2 protein-coding genes are annotated in these 3,305 nt (G+C 44.8%); both read left to right on the top strand.

Annotation, left to right across the window (positions count from 1 at the left end; translation table 11 throughout):
- Window positions 1-2,004: CARDB domain-containing protein (locus VMW39_08170; protein HUW23990.1), on the top strand; the 2,004-nt coding region annotated here is incomplete at its 5' end.
- Window positions 2,005-2,027: 23 nt separating this feature from the next.
- On the top strand, window positions 2,028-3,233 hold the full coding sequence (locus VMW39_08165) for a 2,3-bisphosphoglycerate-independent phosphoglycerate mutase (protein ID HUW23989.1): 1,206 nt from the start codon (window positions 2,028-2,030) through the stop codon (window positions 3,231-3,233).
- Window positions 3,234-3,305 lie beyond the last annotated feature (72 nt).

The raw sequence follows: 3,305 nt of genomic DNA, 5'->3' as shown, positions 1-3,305 counted from the left end.
CCCGACGATTTTATCGTGAGACTCCAGTTGAAAGCTAAAGAAGAAGACGAAGAAGAAGAAGAAGAAGAAGAAAAAGAAGAGGAAGAAGAGGCAGAAGAAAAAGAAAGAATTATCTTCCTCGAGTTCAAAGAGATCCCCAGAATTGGTCCAAAAGCACACAATGTGAGCCTGGGGCCTATTGAGTGGGTAGTTGAGGATGGAAATTGGTTGGTCTATCCCCAAATTTTACCCAGAGTCACTGGCAGGGGGAAGGCACTGGAAGTAGTGAAAGATAAAGAGGTCTTTCTCGATCTCAGAATTGGCGAGTCGAGGCCTGATCTCTTTATTGAACTCTCTCTTTCTCCCCCCTCCCCATATATGGGAGAGGAGGTGGAGATTTTAGTAAATCTGGAAAACAGGGGTGATATTCCTTGCGAGAAGTACCGTCTATCCCTCTACGTAGACGGGAGACGTAAAGGTTCGATTATGGAAGGACCTACCATTTTGCCGGGAAAATCTCAGGATTTACAGTTCGCCTGGAGGGCCGAAAGGGGGGCTCACTACTTGAAAGTCTCGGCCTCCTACGAGTTTGACGAAAGGGAATTTTTGACTAAGGCTGAATTACCACTGACTATCGATACGGGGATAAATCTTGTGCCCGTTATTCTCTCCTGGAAGCCTGCTGATTCCCAAGGTGGGGACATTATCACTATTTTAGCGAGAATAGAAAATATTGGAGTAAATCCTATTACCCCCTGGAATGAAGGGAGCGAGGTAGGGTATAAGGCAATCTTGTCAGTAGATGGGATAAAGAGGCAAGTTAAATTTGATGGTGACATAGGGCCTGGAGAAGAAAGCGATTTTGAGCTCACCTGGGAGGCTGAAGAAGGCGAGCATCTCCTGGAATTCTCTTCTTTCTACGTGGTGGCAAAGGATATGGAACCTCTTTTGTGGAATGATGAGGAATCGGTTAAGGTATTGCCTCCGCCCAAACTTATAATTGTTAGAGACAATTGGACCCCCAGTCCGCCCACAGAAGGAGATATTGTAGAGGTTTCCCTGGTGGTGAAAAATGATGGGCAAGGAGTAGCTCGTCTGTGGGATGAGGAGGAGATGGTAGGATATAAAGCAGTTTTTTCCATTGGCTCTGAAGAGAAAGAAGTTAGTAAGCGTATACCTCCGGGAAAGGAAGTTACATTCTCCTTCCGCTGGAAAGTGGATGAGGGAGGAGAATATCCCGTAAGGGTCTTATTTGTTCATCCCAGTGGGAAGGGAATAGTAAAGCCATATAGAGGTACTCTGACTGTCCTTTCTTCTGAACCAATTGATGAATTGGAGAAAGAAACATTGAAACTTCTGGAGAAGGGAGGAAAGAAGAAAGCAGCTGTTTATAAATCGCTGGGGAAGAGTCTGGAAGAGTTCCTCCATCCTCCTCATTCTCAATTTGAGAAGTTGGCTAAGAAGACGAGTAAAACAGCCTTTGCTACCTTAAAGTCTATTTTTGAACAGAGGCAAACCCTCCCATTTTCAGACAAGAGTCTCCAGGATAAAGATTTAGCAGAAATGAGCAAAAATCTAAAAGAAGTTATGGAAGATATAGATAAAACGGATTGGAAATCGGTTCCCCAGGGATGGGAAAAGCTGGAATATGAGTATGGTAATTTAAGGAACTACCTCGCTCGCTCCCTCTTCTTTGAAGGTGGAATAGTTCCCCTTCTGGGGAAAGAAACGGCAAGTTATCGGCAGATGGGAGCTAACAATTTAGCAATTGAGGGGGGAAGAATCCGTCCTTATCCCGATGCCAAAAACGAGCTTCTGAAAGTTCTTAAGGCAGAAGAGAAATTGGGAATGGGTATTTATCAGGATTTCCAGAAGGAAGAATCTGTGTTTACCTTCCTTAGGAGAGAGGCTGAGCGAGAAAAGGGGGCAAGAATTCAGTTAGGGCTTTTGAAATCTATAATCAGTATGTTAAGAAACGAGGCGTTGAGGGCAAGAAACTTGCAGAAGGAGTTTTATGATAGATGATATTATTTTGAAAGGAGATAGAAATGGTTTCTGAGAGCATAGTTAAGGAAATTTCTATTAAAACAGATTCTAAGATTCTGCTTTTGGTTCTGGATGGAGTTGGCGGTTTGCCACAAGATGGAGAGACAGAGATGGAGAGAGCTAAAACTCCTAATCTGGACAATCTTGCTTCTCGCTCGATTTGTGGCTTAACTGACGCTATTGGGTATGGAATTACGCCGGGAAGTGGCCCTTCCCATTTGGCACTATTTGGCTATGACCCTGTAGAGTATATTATTGGACGAGGAGTTCTGGAGGCGCTGGGCATAGGTGTAGAGTTGACTCACAAGGATATGGCAGCCAGAGGTAATTTCGCCACCATGGATAATCGAGGAATAATTGTGGACCGCCGCGCAGGAAGAATTCCCACGGAGAAGAATAGAGAAATTTGTGCTCTTTTGGGGAAAAAGATAGAGAAGATAAAAGGGGTGAAAGTTTTTATCCGGCCGGGGAAGGAGCACCGCTTTGTGGTTATTTTTCGAGGGGATGGCCTGAATGGTCCTGTGAGCGATGCTGACCCTCAGAAAAATGGAGAGAAGGCAAATCCTGCCCGGGCGCTTTCTAGTAAGGCTAAAAAAACAGAGGAGGTGGCAAATAGTTTTATCAACAAAGCAACTGAGGTTTTGAAAAGTCAACATCCAGCCAATACGGTACTTCTGAGGGGGATTTCCAAGGTTCCCCGGATTCCCTCGATGAGGGAACTATTCAACCTCTCTCCAGCAGCGATTGCTACTTACCCGATGTATAAGGGACTGGCTCGGCTGGTAGGGATGGAGGTTCTTCTCACAGGAGAGAGTATAGAGGATGAGTTGAGGACACTTAAAGAAAACTTTGGGAAATACGATTTCTTCTATCTGCACATCAAGAAAACCGATTCTTCGGGTGAAGATGGCAACTTGGAGAAGAAAGTGAAAGCGATTGAAGAAGTGGATAGATTTATTCCTGAAATTCTGAATCTAAAATTTGATGTGATTGTAATTACCAGCGACCATTCTACGCCGTGTCTGTTGAAATCGCACTCCTGGCATCCCAATCCGTTCTTGCTCCACTCAAAATTTATTCGCGTTGACGGGGCTAAAAGATTTACAGAAGTGGAATGCAGCAGGGGCGGCCTGGGGAGATTCCCGGCAGTTAGTGCTATGCCCCTGATGTTAGCTAATGGACTTAAGTTAAAGAAATTTGGTGCCTAATGGAACAAGAGGTATGAAGTTAGGAGTAGCGAAGCGGAGCTTCGCAATTATAACGTCCCGATTCATCGGGGC

The sequence above is a fragment of the bacterium genome (assembly GCA_035530055.1).
In the GTDB taxonomy this organism is placed as follows: domain Bacteria; phylum UBA6262; class WVXT01; order WVXT01; family WVXT01; genus WVXT01.
Note: the sequence above shows the minus strand (reverse complement) of the source record. Positions and strands in the feature narration are given on the sequence as shown.